This is a genomic window from Psychrobacter sp. H26 (genome assembly GCF_059073035.1).
Genome location: NZ_JCACRW010000001.1, coordinates 1,058,252 through 1,073,774 on the forward strand (window position 1 = coordinate 1,058,252; position 15,523 = coordinate 1,073,774).

At 46.0% G+C, this 15,523-nt stretch carries 12 protein-coding genes and 1 tRNA gene; 3 read left to right on the forward strand and 10 right to left on the reverse strand.

What is annotated here, in order from left to right:
- Positions 1–52 precede the first annotated feature (52 nt).
- The 7 genes from AC5JPT_RS04300 to speB all read right to left on the reverse strand — a co-directional run bounded on the left by AC5JPT_RS04300 (position 53) and on the right by speB (position 9,147).
- Positions 53–1,459: a YjiH family protein gene (locus AC5JPT_RS04300; protein WP_493857237.1), complete on the reverse strand. Its 1,407-nt coding sequence runs from the start codon at positions 1,457–1,459 to the stop codon at positions 53–55.
- Entirely contained in the window at positions 1,443–3,233 is a 1,791-nt protein-coding gene (gene dld / locus AC5JPT_RS04305) for a D-lactate dehydrogenase (RefSeq protein ID WP_493857238.1), read from the reverse strand. Before dld ends, AC5JPT_RS04300 begins: the two co-directional genes overlap by 17 nt.
- Before the next feature lie 59 nt (positions 3,234–3,292).
- The gene (locus tag AC5JPT_RS04310) at positions 3,293–5,011 is read right to left on the reverse strand and encodes a 5-guanidino-2-oxopentanoate decarboxylase (protein ID WP_493857239.1); all 1,719 of its coding nucleotides are present in this window, start codon (positions 5,009–5,011) and stop codon (positions 3,293–3,295) included.
- Positions 5,012–5,152: 141 nt separating this feature from the next.
- Positions 5,153–5,896, reverse strand: a complete 744-nt coding sequence (locus AC5JPT_RS04315) for an MBL fold metallo-hydrolase (RefSeq protein ID WP_493857240.1) — start codon at positions 5,894–5,896, stop codon at positions 5,153–5,155.
- Positions 5,893–6,705 (reverse strand): carbon-nitrogen hydrolase family protein, encoded by an 813-nt coding sequence (locus tag AC5JPT_RS04320; protein ID WP_493857241.1) that lies wholly within the window; start codon positions 6,703–6,705, stop codon positions 5,893–5,895. The genes AC5JPT_RS04315 and AC5JPT_RS04320 overlap by 4 nt, the downstream gene beginning before the upstream one ends.
- The gene (locus AC5JPT_RS04325) at positions 6,702–8,048 is read right to left on the reverse strand and encodes a purine-cytosine permease family protein (RefSeq protein WP_493857242.1); all 1,347 of its coding nucleotides are present in this window, start codon (positions 8,046–8,048) and stop codon (positions 6,702–6,704) included. The genes AC5JPT_RS04320 and AC5JPT_RS04325 overlap by 4 nt, the downstream gene beginning before the upstream one ends.
- Positions 8,049–8,178: 130 nt before the next feature.
- On the reverse strand, positions 8,179–9,147 hold the full coding sequence (gene speB / locus AC5JPT_RS04330) for an agmatinase (protein ID WP_443526363.1): 969 nt from the start codon (positions 9,145–9,147) through the stop codon (positions 8,179–8,181).
- A 250-nt stretch (positions 9,148–9,397) separates the two neighbouring features.
- On the opposite strand from speB, the gene AC5JPT_RS04335 reads away from it, so the two are divergent.
- The gene (locus tag AC5JPT_RS04335) at positions 9,398–10,300 is read left to right on the forward strand and encodes a LysR family transcriptional regulator (protein WP_493857243.1); all 903 of its coding nucleotides are present in this window, start codon (positions 9,398–9,400) and stop codon (positions 10,298–10,300) included.
- 14 nt (positions 10,301–10,314) lie between these two features.
- Here the strand turns inward: AC5JPT_RS04335 and AC5JPT_RS04340 are convergent, their stop codons facing one another.
- From AC5JPT_RS04340 to AC5JPT_RS04350, 3 genes are all read right to left on the reverse strand, one after another.
- On the reverse strand, positions 10,315–12,108 hold the full coding sequence (locus tag AC5JPT_RS04340; protein WP_493857244.1) for a potassium/proton antiporter: 1,794 nt from the start codon (positions 12,106–12,108) through the stop codon (positions 10,315–10,317).
- A gap of 204 nt (positions 12,109–12,312) precedes the next feature.
- Positions 12,313–12,648, reverse strand: coding sequence for a GlpM family protein (locus AC5JPT_RS04345; RefSeq protein WP_319052153.1), 336 nt, complete (start codon positions 12,646–12,648; stop codon positions 12,313–12,315).
- A gap of 190 nt (positions 12,649–12,838) precedes the next feature.
- On the reverse strand, positions 12,839–14,509 hold the full coding sequence (locus AC5JPT_RS04350) for an alpha-keto acid decarboxylase family protein (protein ID WP_493842966.1): 1,671 nt from the start codon (positions 14,507–14,509) through the stop codon (positions 12,839–12,841).
- 259 nt (positions 14,510–14,768) lie between these two features.
- On the opposite strand from AC5JPT_RS04350, the gene AC5JPT_RS04355 reads away from it, so the two are divergent.
- Positions 14,769–14,843 (forward strand) — tRNA-Gly (locus tag AC5JPT_RS04355).
- 368 nt (positions 14,844–15,211) lie between these two features.
- Complete coding sequence (locus tag AC5JPT_RS04360) at positions 15,212–15,523, forward strand: DUF1244 domain-containing protein (RefSeq protein ID WP_319050448.1); 312 nt, start codon at positions 15,212–15,214, stop codon at positions 15,521–15,523.

Below are 15,523 nucleotides of genomic sequence, written 5' to 3' on the forward strand. Positions count from 1 at the left end.
AGGACCACCAGTTGCCGTATCGTTTAGCCAAACCTCATCGTAACGTAACTGTCTAATACAGTAGATGCGCCACTGAGGTAATCACTACCAAGCTAATAAGCGTACGCAGCATAAAGATAAAAAACAGCTCTAATACGTTGAGTTTGATGTTTGATTTTAAGATAAGCGCACCGACTTCAGACATGTAGATAATCTGAGTGATTGAGGCCGCACCAACGATAAATCTTGTCATCTCACTCTCAATACTCTTGCCAACCAGTGCTGGCAAGTACATATCTGCAAAGCCCATAATCATAGCTGGCGCGGCTTTTGCGGCCTCTGGAATCTGCAACCATTCAAGCAATGGCACAAGTGGGGTCGCAAGCCAATTAAAGACAGGCGTGTACTCTGCTAATCCAAGACCAATGGTGCCGATAGCAAAAATAACAGGAATCAGTCCAAAGTAGATATCGAACAAGTTACCAACGCTGCGTTTGAACACATAACCCAAGCTCGGCATAGAGTGTGCACGCGTGACGGCGCGATTGATCGCCCACTGATAAGTGGTGTACTGTGCAGGAATACCTTCGTCCAGCATGCTTTTGCCAGCATGATAGGTATCGGGTTTTAGTGATAGTGGCGGTATACGCGGCATAATGATTGCAGCGATAAAACCAGTCAGCGCAATGGTTAGATAAAAGTAGACAAAGTTATCGTCCACGCCGATGGTTTTGGCAACAACATAGGTAAAGGCGATAGAGGTCACTGAAAAGGTAGTGGCGATGATGGCTGCTTCACGCTGGCTATAAAAGCTCTTATCATACTGCTGCATGGTGACCAGCAAACCAATAGACGCCGCTCCAAACCATGAAGACATGGCATCAACAGCTGAGCGACCCGGCAATTTAAACAGCTTTATAAAAATCTTACTGGCTAAGGTGCCCAAAAACTCCATCAAACCAAAATCAGTCAAAAATGGCAGTGATAAAATGGCAAAGAAAAATAACGGAATGAGGATAGGAATCAAATCTTCAAAAATGACGCCGCCGGTATTACGATTGATAATAAATTCAGGACCGATCTGTAGATAAATCATCCACACAAATAGCATACCCAAAAATCGGGTGGTCAGCCAAAACCAATCAACATCAAAAAGGTTTTTTATCAGTGAGTCTTCAGGCAGATTGGGTTTTAGCACCTTGACTGCCAGCGCGCCCAGCGCAGAAATGGTCACAATTGCCATGGCAATATAAACCACAAACCCGCCTAATACTGCTTGCAACGTATCGGTTAACACGCCCAACAAAATCGTGACCTTACCATCCCACTCAAACGGTATGATAAATAGGGCAATACCCAATGCTGAGAACAATAGAAACTTCCACATTGCTGCGCGCCACTGCCCTGCCTGCGGCGTTTCTGGGTCGACAGTATTGTTCCCTAAAATCGGCTGCTGCGATTTATCAATAGCATTCGTCATTTAACTTCTCCTTAATGGGCGATGATCGCCAGTTTTTCCATTTTTCTGTCTGACCGATACCTGGATTTAACGAGTTGGTTGGATCCAGTTTTTTATAAAAGTGCTTTAATTCAGCCTTGGCGGAATACATGTGCCCGACATTATGTTCAGCAGGATATTCAATATGACGCTGGTCATAAAATGCTAAGAGCTCTTCCTTGAACTGCTTGGCATTAGTAGTTGGGTGTAACAAGTAATCTTGATGCAGGACATGACAAAAAAAATGTCCCAAATAAAAGGTTTTGCTGACTTGATCTTGCAGATGCTTGGGTAACACTTCATCCCAATCTACAGCGTTTCTTGGCAAGGCGATGTCAGTCGATAGCAGCTCACCAAATTCAGTGTGGTTGAGATTGTGATAACGGAACATAGCAGCTGTAGCAGCACTGCGAAAAACCAATAGCGCTTGTGATTCAGTCTCTGTACACGTATGTAATGTGCCTTGATACTGCTGCATATGGTGTTGCAAAAACGTCTGCGCAGCGGCAATGTTATCGTTATTACTGTTACTACGATTACCATCGATGCCATTTGCCACCTTAATAATCAGATGGTACTGATATGAGCGCGCCTGCGTACTCAACGAGACAGGTAATGATGGCGGCACAACCCTAGAGATCAGTTGCAATATCCGATCAGGCAACGTCTTTGGTAGATGCCACTTGTCCAGATAATAGCCTATGGTTGCTTGCAGCCGATACAGCAATCCTATCTTGCTAGCAGGTAGTTTGCGCATACTCAGACAAATGTCACGACCATAACCCAACGTAATCTCGTTGTAGTCTTTGTGCATATATTCTGCTAAGACAGGCAGAGCCAGCTCGCTTTTTAACCACTGCTGTCTGAGTGCCGTCAAGGTATCTGCGTCATCAGACGAAATATAAAACGTTTGCTCTTGCTTGGGTTTGGCAAATGTCGCCACTCTAACCGCAAATACGATTACCTTGCCCGCTGAGCCAGATGCTTCATACAGACCGCTAGCATCATTATTAAATCTAGCTGGAGTATCGGCATCGCAATCACGTACTTTGTGTTGATAGTGCTGGTTGCAGGCTTTACTGCTCGTACTGTCTAACTGTTTTTGGAACCTGCCTGTTTGCAAGTTCTCAAGTATCTCTTCTGGATACGTCCCCAGATTCAGCCCTAAATGATTGATCAGCTCAAACGCGCCTTGGGCATTGCGTCTGGCAAATAACGCCATCTCAGTATAGGCAGGGCCACGCTGCACCAGCATACCGCCTGAGCTATTGCAGATACCACCTATCACTGATGCCCCAACACAGCTAGAGCCCAGTACAGAGTGTGGCTCACGTCCTAATGGCGCAAGCGTTGACTCTAACTGCTGCAAAGTAGCGGCTGGCAAAGCAACCAGCTCTGTTGCATCGTTGAGCAAGTGCATGCCGCCCAATAACTGCATGGACATCACGACTAGTGGTCGGTCATACTCACCGTTCAGTGTTGAGCCACCGGTCAATCCTGTATTGGCCGCTTGCGCGATGATAACTACGTCCGCAGCGGCACAGATATTAATAGCGCGCCATAGTGCCACAAGTGAGGGCGGTGTCACAACGGCCACGGTAACATCCGTCACTGCCTTAATTGCCCCTTGTACATAAGGTTGTTGCTGGCTACGGCTGGTCAACACATTACTCACGCCAACCACAGCCGTCAATTCTGCTAACAAGCGCGGTATTCGCTTCTGTCTATTTTCCGACAAGTTGTTGGCATTTGGCATCGTTGACGTACTTCCTTGAACAATCAGTTTTATTATTAGTAGCGCTAATATTGATAGCGTTAGCTAAAATAAGTGATAGTTTTCCCCATTTCTTCTAAAAACTCATCCGCTTCATCAATCTCATAGATGATTGGCTGCTTGCCTTTGATATCTGATTGCAACGACTCTAGCAGCTGCTGCTTATCGGTAATTCTGCGATAACCAGCGCCAAATCCTGCAGCTAATGGTTCAAAGTTTGGCGTTTTGATATTGACACCGATCAGTGGCAAACCGCCCTCTTCCATATAACGGCGAATCTCGCCATAGCCTTGGTTGTTCCACAGCAGTACAATCAATGGCAGTTCAAGCTCGGCTGCACAAATAAGTTCCGCAATGGTAAATTGAATACCACCATCTCCGATTAAGCTGACGACTGGTAGGTTTGAACCAATCATAGCCCCGATCGCAGCGGGCAAACCATAACCTAGCGTGCCAAAGCCCGTTGAGGAGTTAAACCATTTGCGCGGTGCCAATGCTTCAAAACCAAGGTTGCCGCTATAGACAGGCTGGGTTGAGTCGCCCACAAAAATCACGCCTTCCACCTCATCTCGAATCAGTTTTAGCAAGGCGTTTTGACCGGCAAAGTCTGGGGTTGTCTCTTCTATGAGCGCTTGTTTTGCAGCATTCACTCGTGACAATGCCTGATGGTCGAATACCTGCCCGTTTAATATCTGAGTTTCTAAACGATTGCATAGACCACTGACAGCCATCTGTGCGTCAGACAATACCGCGATATCCGCGATAAATGGACGCTGCAACTGCTCAGCATCACAGTCGATACGCACTAGTGTGCCATTGATTTTGAACTCACCATTAAAGAACACATCGTAATCGGTCTCGCCAAGCTCCGTACCAATGGCGAGCACCCAATCTGCCTCTGTAATCACCGCTCGACCCGCGTCTAATGACTGGTTACTGCCTAGACTTAACGGATGGCTAGGTGGCAGTAATCCTTTAGCATTGATGGTCAAAAACGTAGGCGCATCGATCAGCTCTGCCAATCTTTGTGCATCGTGATCGACATCGACGCAGCCACCACCATAAAGCAGCACTGGGTTTTTCGCGATTTTTAATGATTCGATAATCAGATCTAACTGCGCAGAGTTTGGTAGTGGTCTCATCACTTGTGGTGAATTTAGACTATTAGCCATACCTTTTAAGCTGGGCGGCTTGGCAACATGGCTGGCATCAGCGGTAATGACATCAATAGGCAACTGAATATGGACTGGTCCTGGACGTGCGCCATTAAATAATGCAAATGCTTCGGCGATAACTTTGGGCAATGTCTCAGGCTGCCAGATGGTTTTGCTCGTGAGTGCTACCTTACTGACCATGCCTTGCTGATCGTGCAGTTCATGCAAATGCCCCTCCCCGCTCCCCGTGTCTTTTACCTTATTGACGCTAGAGATCACCAGCATCGGTATAGAGTCAGCCAGTGCTTGCGCCATCGCTGTCATGATATTGGTCATGCCAGGGCCTGTGATGATAAAACACACGCCAATCTTGCCTGAGGCACGGTAATAACCATCTGCCATGAACCCAGCACCCTGCTCGTGACGCGGGGTTATATGACGAATATTGGTACTCGGTAGACCGCGATATAGCTCTACCGTATGCACGCCCGGTATGCCAAACACCGTCTCTACCCCGTAATATTCTAGCCACTGGACGAGCAACTCACCACAAGTAAGAGACGGGATTTTGGGTGATACAGGAGGCGTTTGTGTCAATTGGGTCATGGGGTAATTATCCTAAAAGAGTCAGTAAGTATGGAAAATCGCTTATTGCTTATCGTGGTTATTTATAGCGTTGTTATCTATTTTCAGTAGCTATTTATGTTGAATAGCCATTTGTTTTAGATTCTATCTAAATGCGATCAATCACAAATCATGATGGCGTAACCAGTCATCAATCATCACGTGTAAACGCTTGCCTGAAAAACTAGGAAAGTGACCGCCATGAACGACACGCACAGGCAGCGCATTGAGACGGCGCATGCTTTTGGCATAGTCAGTCATGTCGCTATGCCATGTATCTTCGATCAATGGACCGTCATAGATAAGATCGCCAGAAATGAGCGTTTCGCTAGCCGCTTCCCACAAGGCGATACCGCCTGGTGAGTGACCGGGTGTATGAATCACCTCAAATTGACGATTGCCCAAATCAATCATGTCACCATCTTCTAATGGCATAATTTTGGCAGGTGCAGCAATTTTGTAGCCGCAATGAGCGTAAGGCTCGGGCGGTAGCGCGTCAAACATCTCGTCATTGACGAACATATCTGCCAGCGTACGGGCATTGTCTGGCTCAGCGAGAATATGCGCTTCAGCAGAATGCACGTGACAGCAGTCAAACTCGCTGGCAGCGCCGATGTGATCAAAATGCGTATGACTGGCAACGCCCACGATATCGCGATCTGTGAGTAGAGCAACGTGACGACGCAGCGGTACTGCCCCTAATCCAAAATCGACTAACAAATCGCGCTGGCTGCCGCGCACGTGCCACAGATTGCAGCGAAAAAACGGCTTAATCCACGGCTCATCGATGAGCGTGACACCATCGCTATGCGCGGTGGTGCGATACCAGTTCTCTGGTTTGATAAGCGCTAGTGATTGTTTACTCATAAGTCAGCTCCATTAGAAATATCCAAGCGGCTGAGATTTAAGTCACTGGTATTTAAGTCACTAAGATAGTTTTGGTGTGTACGGCTCTCATCAATACGGGCGAAATCGATATCGACGATCATCGTGCCAGCCGTTAGGCCAAGTCTGCCGAGCACCTCACCATCGGGACCGGCGACAATGCTATTGCCACAATAATGAAGGTTTTCTTCTATGCCCGAGCGGTTGATACAAGCGACAAAGCATTGATTGTCCATGGCGCGAGCGCGCACTTGAAGCACCTGACGTTCTGCATTTGGCAGCATATTGGCTGTCGGTGATAGGATGATCTGCGCGCCTGCTTGCACAAGCTCTCTAGCTACTTCTGGGAATTCGTTGTCATAGCAAATCATCAAGCCTAATTTGCCAAAACGCGTATCGACCACACAGGGATTTTTACCTGCTGTAAAAAACTCGTGTTCGCGATCCCACAGGTAGCGCTTATCATAAGTGGCAAGGCGCTGTCCGTTGTCGTCTATTAGAACGGCAACATTACTCAGCCCACCACTATCTCGCCGTTCAGCAAGACCAAATAACACATGTAAATTGTACTGATTAGCAAGCTTTGCCACTTGAGCCACAATTGGCCCATCGATCGCTTCCGCTAAATCATCAAGGCGCTCAAAGATGTTGTAGCCTGTAAATGCAAGCTCTGGTAGTGCGATCAGATCTACTTTTGCCTCAACGGCTAGGCGGCAAAGCGATTCTAGTGCATCTAGGTTGGCAGATGGTTCAGACCATAAGGGATTGGTTTGAGCAATCATCAGTTTCATAATGATGGCTCCTCGTTAGCGGAAATAATGGCATCATTCGGACGGGTAAACACCGTCGCGCCTAACCAGTAGAGTCCACCTGTAATAATAAAGACGGGTAACGATGCACCAAACGACGGCGGAGCAATCAATGTCCAATAAGCCGCTAGAGCCGCACCCATCACATAAGCTGCAATCGCAATCTTTGCAGTAGGACGTCCCAATTGATGAGTCGCATCAAGCAGTTTTGCCGTATAGCCTTCTTTACTAACAAGGTAATAATCGACAATCATAACGGAAAATGCGGGGATAAATAGCGCGCCTACGATCAGCAGGAAGTTTTGGAACTGATCTAAAATACCCGGAATCAACGCGCCAAAAATAGTGACCAGACCAATGATAAGAGCAGGCTTCCAAAAGCTCATATTGGGTTTAATGTTCATACAAGAAAGCGTGGCGCTATAGACTGCCATGACATTGGTCGTCATGACCGAGAAGAAAATAACCAGTGCGGCTGGCAGGCCAAAACCAAAGTCAGCGAGCAAGCGCGTCGGATCATAAGTCTGCTCCATACCATACATGATAGACAGACCTGAGATAGTAGCGCCCAACCCCATGGCAACGATGGCTGCCACAATGTAACCAAAATATGTACCCCATATGGCAACTTTTGGGGATTTACAATTGCGATTGTAATCGGCGGCAGACGACATCCACGAGAAGGCAGTGGCGATGACAATATCAAAGGCGATACCTAATGTAATGCCATTACGCGACTCAACAGGCATCTCAAAAAGTCTTGAGACATCGTAATGTTGGTTGAGTTGATAGAGCACTATAACGGTAAGCGCCGCCATTGCCAATGCAGCCCAGCGTTCGACAAGCTCGATGCCAAGGTGACCACGTAGCACAATCAGCACCACCACGGTCTCGCACAAAATCACAAACAGTGGCAAGTTGCTATAACCTGTGGTGGCCTCAACCGCGTAATCAAGACTCATGCCAGCCAATAGCGCCTGAATACAGCTCCACGCAATCAGCACACCCATATTTACTAACGAGATCAATTGACTACCAACGGGGCCATAAGCACGGCGCGTCAGCGCCATCGATGGCAGTCCGGTACGCTGCCCCATTAGACCGACCAACAGCAGCGGAATCGCCCCAATCAATGAACCAATGAATACGGTGGTGATAGCCATCGTGAACTGTAAATCAGGTACGAGTAACATGCCCGTCAAAATGGTCGTCACCACAATATTGGCGCCAAACCATAACGCAAACGTACCAATCGAGCCTAGACTTTGTCCAGCCTCATTTGGAGAAAGTGTGTCTTGACCAAAAAACGAAGAGGATTTACTCATTGGGGTCTTCCTTAACCAAATTGCATTCATACCAGCGGCTAAAAAACGCTGATAACCATGTCCTTGTCTACTCACATACCCTATTCGGATAGCTGCTTTACCTGCAGCTCTAACTAATAAGCGGCTGCTCTTAGTAGACGGCTTTTACCTTATCGTCATAGCGTACGCCTGGTAAGATACATAGCATCTCAAACAGCAAATTTGCCGCCAGTACAGAGGTGTTGCCAAATGGATCATATGGTGGTGATACTTCGACCAAGTCTCCACCGACCACATCAAGACCGCGCATCCCGCGAATGATTTCGATACCTTGCGTGGAGGTCAAACCACCAATCTCAGCGGTACCCGTACCAGGCGCAAACGCAGGGTCAATCCCATCAATATCAAAACTTAAATAAACAGGACCATCGCCGAGCTTTTCGCGTACTTCTGCCATGAGTGGCGCAAGCGACTTATACCAGCACTCTTCAGCAGGCACGACGCGAAATCCTTGCTGGGTTGACCAGTCAAACTCTTCGGCGCTATAACCTGTACCGCGCAAGCCAATTTGTACCACACGGTTGCCATCGATGAGGTTTTCTTCGACAGCGCGGCGGAACGGTGTGCCATGAGCGATTTTTTCGCCAAACATGTCGTCGTTGATATCAGCGTGAGCATCGATATGCACCATACCGACAGGGCCGTGTTTTTTGGCGAGTGCACGCAGGATAGGTAGTGCGATGGTATGATCGCCGCCTAGCGTGAGCGGAATGGCACCGTGCTTAACGATTTTTTCTGAATAGAATTTTTCGATGATATCAACGCTTTTTAGCAGGTTGAATGTATTGATAGGAACATCGCCGATATCGGCCACTTGCAGTGACTCGAAGGGAGCCGCACGCGTGGCGACGTTATAAGGGCGAATCATTCTTGACTCATCACGAATCTGTCTAGGACCCAATCTAGCACCGCTACGGTTCGAGGCGCCAATATCTAGAGGCACACCAACGAATGCCACATCTAACCCTTCGGCATCAGCCTGAGTTGGCAGACGCATCATAGAAGCGAAACCGCCAAATCTTGGCATGTCGTTACCGCTTAATGGTTGATTGAATGTCATAAGTTACTTCCTTGTCCGTTTTGTTTATATATACAATTTGCTACATACGATTGACAATACATAAATATAAGGGAAGGAACCATGGTAAAATTTAGAAGTAAACTTTTGGTTTTTCGTAGTAAATTGTCTTTATCGGTTATTAACAGAAGTTTAGAAGCAGTAATACTGATCAAATACTAGTGGCTAAAAAGATACATCGTCGAGGCAGGACAATGTTAAGACAGTACGTCATTGAAAAAAGGAATCGATTTTGATATTAGATGAGCTGATAAAAATAGACATCAAAACACTACGTAGCTTTATGGCTATCGTGGAGTGCCAAGGCGTCACTGCCGCTCAGTCACGTTTGAGTGTTACAACCTCGGTGATCAGTGGTCATTTAACTCATTTAGAAGATCGTTTAGGCATGACATTATGTCACCGTGGTCGAGCAGGGTTTAAGCTGACAGAGGACGGTGCGGCGGTCTATGAGGCATGTTTGGGTTTTACCGAATCAGTCGCAAGCTTTCAGCATCAGCTGCATTACATTAAGCAATTAGATTCAGTACACGGTGGCCATATCAGGCTGTGCTTGATTGATCAGATGCCCAAGTTTTTTTATGACGCGCTTAGACAGCGTCTTGCCAGCAGCTACCGTGATAACCCACTGATTCACTTTTCTATCGACGTACAAAGTCCTGAGAGCATGTTAGAAAAGCTCGTAAGTAACGAGAGCGATATCGGTGTGGGTTATTTTGGCAGCTTTCCACCGCTGCTTACGTTTCAGCCAGCATTTGTTGAAAAGCAAGTGGTCTGCTGCGGACGCGAGCATAGGCTTTTTTATAACTCAGATGATTTGACACTTGAGGGTTTAGAGCAAAATTATCCATGGATAAAAAGAGGCTATGTGGTTGAACATCATATTAATCACATCCGACCTAAAACCTTGAGCGCCACCACTTACCATATGGAGGCGACCGCGCAGCTTATCCTTGCAGGTCATCATGTTGGTTACTTACCGCGTGATCTGGCGAGGCGTTACGAGGGTATGGGACTGATGAAAATACTTCTGCTCAATGAAGCAAGCTACGACGTCGAGCATCACTGGGCGTACCGGGAAAATCAGCCCAAGCAAGCAGCTGACTTCTTAAACAAGATGATGAATTTGCTATAAAAACAGGATGACTATCACATCTCTGTAGCAGACGGTTGTTGGTGCTTTAGACCGATACTTCTTAGCTTACCTTTATCACCCACTTCTTTTATGATCAACGACCACTCGTCATTTACTACGATGGTATCGCCTGATACTGGTGCGGTACCTAAGTGTGATGTCATATACTCGGCGACCGTCTGCTCCCACATGTCATCTTGGCTATTGGCATCTGTCTTTTTCAGCTTTTTTACTAGGGTATCGGACGCCATAACTTCTGCAAAAAATGGTAAATCACCGAGCTTAACACTGGGAGATAGTAGCCAATCGCCATAAAAATCATCAATCGCCTTACGATCTAGAGTCGTATCATTGAAAATTTTGGCGATTTTACTCGCATGATTGCCTCTCATGGCATACCAGACGCTATCGCCAAATTTTAGCTTTGTGTTTTCGTCCACCACAACAATTTGCTGTCCCCGCACTAGTGCAAAGATGCTGATCTCATCGGGGTTGATGCTTCTAGATATTCCCATAGGATGACGGCCAATGGCAAATGCGCCTGATTGCGCTTCAAACTCGTATAAAGTAATACTCGCCTTATCTGATACCCAGACCTCGTGTTCCTCTTTCGGGTCTTTATTGGTCGGAATACGCACCTTAAATAAATTTGCCATAGTAGGAATGGTCGTGCCTTGTAATATGAGCGACAACACCACAACCCCAAACGCAATATCAAACAGCATAAAGGCATTATCTATACCCGCCATAACAGGCAAAATAGCAAGGGTAATAGGTACCGCACCGCGCAAACCAACCCAAGAGATAAACCCAATCTCGCGGTCTTTAAACTTGAATGGCTTCACACTCGTATAGACCGCGATAGGACGGGCAACAAATATCATAAAGACCGCTATCGCCACTGAATAATGCCAGACATTAAGGACGTTTGATGGCGTGACCAATAGTCCCAATACCACAAATAATACCGCTTGTGATAGCCAAGCAAAGCTGTCCATCACGCGCATCACATGCTCGGTTGAGCGTACCTTGTGATTGCCTATTAGCACCCCTGTCAGATACACTGCCAAAAACCCACTACCGCCAATCAAGTTGGTCGCGGCAAACACTGCCAAGCCTGCTGATAGTATCAAAATGGCATACATACCCTCTGCCAGATGTATCTTGGGCAATAGCCGAGATAACAGATAACCAAAGATCAAGCCCATTCCCAAGCCAAAGCCTAACTGCTCCAACAGTAAAACTAAAAAACCAAAAACCGTTTGCCCAGCGGGATCAACGTTCAAGGCAATGAGTCCTGTCACCAGCAATATAGCCAAGGGATCGTTGGCACCAGACTCTAGCTCAAGCGTGGCTTGGACACGATCGTTGAGCTTGACGCCGCCGTTACGCAGTAGAGAGAATACCGCTGCCGCATCGGTCGAGCCCACAATCGCCGCCATCAATAGACCAAAACGCCAATCGACATCGAGTAGCCATGTGACAAACACCCCGAGCACCAGCACGGTGATCAGCACGCCCCATGTCGCCAAGGTAATCGCAGGTTTTAGACCGACCCGAAATGATTTAAAGGACGTACGCAAACCACCGTCTAATAGAATACAGGCGAGCGCTGCTTGACCCACAAAGTTGGCAATCCCATATTGAGAAAACTCAATACCCAAGATACCCTGCTCACCTGCCAGCATACCGACGATCAAAAATAGTAATAGCAATGGCACACCTAAGCGTGCCGACAATGTGCTCGCCATGATACTGGCAAAGATTAGCACTGACCCTACAAGGTATAGGATATTTAAGGTATCCATTTTTGAAGCCCTATTTTTATCGTTGTTATATTAGTATGTGGTGCAGCATAATAGTAATCGATTGCCAAAATATTTGCGTTATCCCACTGTGAGCAAACATCACGCCAGATAGCCTTTGATCATAAATCTTTTGCTTGCCTATCTACACTTCCTCTATCTTATCCAGCACCCCTATTCTCACAGAATGCTCTCTATCATAAAACTCTACGTCTGAATATACTGCCATGCTAATACCAAAATTGCCGCTGCAATCAGCCAAGCGACGACGCCTAATAGAAGTGCTTTATACAGTCCGATATAACTGATGCTAAAAAATACGGCAAAGGTATAAATCAGGTGCGGTATGACCCCTAGCATACTAAATATCAACGCGACCTTTAAATCTGCGGGACTACGCTCAGTACCAACAATAAAGTGACTGATCAATGTAAAGGTAGGAAACAGCGGCGCAAGTGCAGCCAAATAAAAGAACCGAGTTTGTGCAAATAATTGAATAGCCAGTACCATCAACGCGCCAATAAGCATTTTTAACCAAATCACGACGGGGTTATCTCCTATTGAATATAAAGGCTAAACATAGCCCAATCAGCCATGATACTAGAGTCTACGAATTGACATAAGAGGCATCGCTGATTAATTGACTAGGGTGATAAAAAAACGCAAAAAACCCCATTTAGCCATGTTGCTAAATGGGGTTTTCACTTTTATTCAGTAAACTTTTACAAGTTACTTAATCCTTCTTTGGTTTTAGTGCGGCGCTAATATCGGCTAGCAATGGCGGAATATCATGCTTATCAGCGATGACTTCTATCATTACAAGCTTATCGGTAGTCGCGGCAGCTTTGTTTAAAGCCGCTTTTAGCTCGCCTGCTGTTTCTGCTTTGAGCAATACACTATTCGCTTCAGTGGCGCCAAACGCTTTTGGCATGATCTGCCAATCGCATTTAGGAATATCGTTGTAGTATTGGTTCTCGCCATGGATGGCGCGCTCCACCGTATAACCATCGTTATTGATTAGGACGATGACTGGATTGATACGCTCTTGAATCATAACCGCCAGTTCTTGGATAGTAAGTAGTGCTGAACCATCACCAATCAATAAAACACTGCGCTTATCTGGCGAGGCAACCGCTGCACCTAAACTGGCTGGCAACGTATAGCCGATCGACCCCCACATTGGCTGCCCATATGACGTCACGCCCTCTGGCAGACGCACATCACTGATACCAAAGTATGCTGTTCCTTGCTCAGAGAATACTAGGTTATTACGATCTAAGCAGTCAGCAATGATATGCCATAGGTCGTCTTGGCGAATCGCCTCATTATCCCCGCCTTTTTGTTCATGCGGCTTAACTGGCTCACAGAATGGTTTTGGTACGATATTGATGCCAGAGGTCATGACTTCATGCAAGGCCTGTAACGCATCTTGCAAGGCAATCGGTGCAAAGTTCTTTCCACTGATAGAAGCACGCTCATAATGCAAGTCGACTACTATACTCTCGTCAATATCTTGGCTAAATCCTGCGGTAGTGGTGTCCGTATATTGCACCCCTACTTTTATGAGACATTCGCAGTTTTCTACCGCATCTTTGACGATAGGACGTGAGGCAACACCTGCATAAGTCCCAGCCCAGCGATCGCTGTTTTCATCAAGTAAGGTCTTACCCCAAGACAGCGTGGTATAAGGAATATCGGTGTCAGCGATTAACGCTTTGAGCTGTGGTTGTAAGCCCAAACGATGCACCATCAGATCTGCCATTAGTGTGGTGGTCTTATTTGGCAAGAATTCTGTTAGCGCTTGCTTGAAGTCCGATAATGCCGCTTGACTGGTGATATCTTCTTGACTATCGATCAGCTTGGTCGTTGGTGGATAGATAGGCTGACGCGCGACGTCTGGTGAAAGCAGTAGGTAACCTGGACGATGCTTTTTGAGAATCAGTCGAATGACTCTATCAATTTCTGAGGCGGCATTTTCAGGGGTAATCTGCGCTCGTGCTACCGTCACAGGCTCGACCATCTTAATAAAATGATTGAATACGCCATCGCCCAGCGAATGATGAATACGGCGCTTTGAATCTTGCAAAGCAGTGCTTGGTGCCCCTACGATATGCAATACAGGCGCGTACTCGGCAAAAGAACCTGCCGTCGCATTAATAGCGGATAATTCCCCTACCCCAAAAGTCGTTACCATAGCGGCAAACCCACGCTCGCGTGCATAGCCGTCGGCCGCATAGCCTGCATTTAGCTCATTGGTGTTACCTACCCAGCGTAGCTTATCAGAGGCAAGTACATTGTCCAAAAAAGTTAAGTTAAAATCACCCGGTACGCCGAATATCTCAGAAGCACCTGCTTCTGCAACACGATCAAACAAATAATCAGCGATGGTATACTGTTGACTCATTTTTCATCCCTATGACTTATCTTTATAAGTATTGATAACTGTGAATGTAATTAAAGCGAAATTATAAAATGCGTTCCAGCTTATTTATATATGCAAAGCTTTTGGAATACATATTATAATAAACCGTTATAACATACATTTGTGGGCAGAGGACATGCCTATTTTAATAACTTTAATTTTTTTCGTCATAGGTGTTGACACCCAAAAAAAACTGCGTATAATACGCCTTCATCAACTGACGATAGTCAATTGATAATTAGCGGGAATAGCTCAGTGGTAGAGCATAACCTTGCCAAGGTTGGGGTCGAGAGTTCGAATCTCTTTTCCCGCTCCAAATATGGCTTGAAAGAGCACTAAAACCCTCATTTCTTATATAAGAAATGAGGGTTTTTTTTGTCTCATTTTTGGCGCTTGTAGCGATTTTTAGTATGGACTAAACAATCCAGTTGCTACACAAATAGGGCTACTAAAGAAATTCACCGTGAATAGAACGTAACCATTTCAAGCTAACTTTTTAAAGCGGAAATCTCATTTTAACTATTAAAGTTATATTATAATTAGAAAGCTTTAAGCTGATAAACGGCTGCTATAATTGAGTTTATTTTGCATGTTTTTGATATAACTCAACACAGGTTGCGCAATGTTTATATCATTAGTATCATCTAGCTTTAAAATAGCTCAACGACAATTAGGGAAAACCTTATGGCAAAGTTAGAATCAAATATCGAATTAGAAGCTGCGGCATTTCGTCGCTTATTGGCGCATTTGGATGAGCGTAAAGATGTACAGAATATCGAGCTGATGAATCTTGCTGATTTTTGTCGTAACTGCTTGTCTAAATGGTATAAAGCTGCGGGTGAAGAGCGTGGTATTGACATCGACTACGAAGATGCACGCGAGCTCGTTTATGGTATGCCTTACGCTGAGTGGAAAGAGAAATATCAACAAAAAGCCACGCCAGAGCAGTTAGCGCGCTTTAATGAGATTGAAGCTGCCAAGAACAAAACCAATTAA

What these genes read in the sequence shown, in the direction of transcription:
- AC5JPT_RS04300 (WP_493857237.1), bottom strand. Translation starts at nt 1,459, where the DNA reads ATGACGAATGCTATTGATAAATCGCAGCAGCCGATTTTAGGGAACAAT.
- dld (WP_493857238.1), bottom strand. Translation starts at nt 3,233, where the DNA reads ATGCCAAATGCCAACAACTTGTCGGAAAATAGACAGAAGCGAATACCG.
- AC5JPT_RS04310 (WP_493857239.1), bottom strand. Translation starts at nt 5,011, where the DNA reads ATGACCCAATTGACACAAACGCCTCCTGTATCACCCAAAATCCCGTCT.
- AC5JPT_RS04315 (WP_493857240.1), bottom strand. Translation starts at nt 5,896, where the DNA reads ATGAGTAAACAATCACTAGCGCTTATCAAACCAGAGAACTGGTATCGC.
- AC5JPT_RS04320 (WP_493857241.1), bottom strand. Translation starts at nt 6,705, where the DNA reads ATGAAACTGATGATTGCTCAAACCAATCCCTTATGGTCTGAACCATCT.
- AC5JPT_RS04325 (WP_493857242.1), bottom strand. Translation starts at nt 8,048, where the DNA reads ATGAGTAAATCCTCTTCGTTTTTTGGTCAAGACACACTTTCTCCAAAT.
- speB (WP_443526363.1), bottom strand. Translation starts at nt 9,147, where the DNA reads ATGACATTCAATCAACCATTAAGCGGTAACGACATGCCAAGATTTGGC.
- AC5JPT_RS04340 (WP_493857244.1), bottom strand. Translation starts at nt 12,108, where the DNA reads ATGGATACCTTAAATATCCTATACCTTGTAGGGTCAGTGCTAATCTTT.
- AC5JPT_RS04350 (WP_493842966.1), bottom strand. Translation starts at nt 14,509, where the DNA reads ATGAGTCAACAGTATACCATCGCTGATTATTTGTTTGATCGTGTTGCA.
- AC5JPT_RS04360 (WP_319050448.1), top strand. Translation starts at nt 15,212, where the DNA reads ATGGCAAAGTTAGAATCAAATATCGAATTAGAAGCTGCGGCATTTCGT.